General features: G+C 42.8%; 1 protein-coding gene. It reads right to left on the reverse strand.

Annotated features, from left to right (window positions below; all coding sequences use genetic code 11):
• Positions 1-154: 154 nt before the first annotated feature.
• Positions 155-670, reverse strand: a complete 516-nt coding sequence (locus P5683_RS25065) for a DUF2808 domain-containing protein (protein WP_006622026.1) — start codon at positions 668-670, stop codon at positions 155-157.
• Between the last annotated feature and the right edge of the window lie 478 nt (positions 671-1148).

The following is a 1148-nucleotide window of genomic DNA, read 5'->3' on the forward strand; positions in this document are numbered from 1 at the left end:
TTCAGCTCTATTTCATACCCGAAGGTCTCGCACCATACTTGGTATTATACCGTATGGCCGTCAAATGTTAACCTAATTTGAGATTAAATCATGCTCCAGAAAACCTGACAGCCAGTTGGTTGAGCGATAATCAACTCAACCGCCCCAGCATCTGTTAATCAATACTGAGGACCCAAGTACCAACATAGCGTAACAGAGGCACATCACCGGGGCTGCGAACATTAGCATTAAAGTGGAACATCCCGCCAAAAGTAGGATTTCTGACGTTTGACATCACAATTTCTAAAGACTGTCCGGCTGGGATGGGTTCTTCTGGATAGATTTCAATAAAATTGTTTTCGGCATCCCAGATTACCTCCTCTAGGGGAATTGACTGATCACCGATACGAACCTCAATGCGATCGGGGTCAAATCTACCCTCGAAATGCTCAGGATACGAAATCGAGATCAAAGCCACAGCCATATTTAACTTCCTAGACGGAATTCTTAATCTGTAGCGGTCCCAGCGACCAGAGCGGCCACTTTGTAGAAAGAAATTGAGCAAATTCGCCCTTTCCGGTCCACCAAACAAAGTCACACCAGGACCTGATTGCGCCATAACCAGAGTCGGAAAAGCTCCCAACAAAAAGCCAGTCAGTGTCAAACCAGAAACTAGAGAACGGATTTTCATTGATACAAACTCCTGCGATAAGTGTAACGGCGGTAACAATTTGACTTATGGTTAAAGGATTATTTTCGAAATAAAGACAAACTAAAGATATCAATCAATGGGAACAACTACGATTATGATGTCAAACTAGACACTCATTCTGACACAATCATCATCATTGTGTCGAGTTGCTGTGGTAGCAGTGATTAGCCTGTTGTAGCAAAGGTTGCACATTTTGATTGATTAGCTACTTCAACCTAGACGGCCAGCTAGGTGGGGTGCTGTCAGATTTAGTGGTTGTCATCAAAAAATGACAAATGTTCTGATATGACGCGCTTTCCCAAGGCAGATCAAATTTCGATCGCTATCATAGAATCCTGTAGGGACGGGTTTCGCTCGTCACTAATCAATTGCCACAAACAAATAGGAGTGCTAAACCCGAAAGGAGCATGATTTAATCTCAAATTAGGTTAATATTTTAGGGCAATACGGTATAATC

The sequence above is a fragment of the Limnospira sp. PMC 1279.21 genome (genome assembly GCF_032349615.1).
GTDB lineage: Bacteria > Cyanobacteriota > Cyanobacteriia > Cyanobacteriales > Microcoleaceae > Limnospira > Limnospira fusiformis.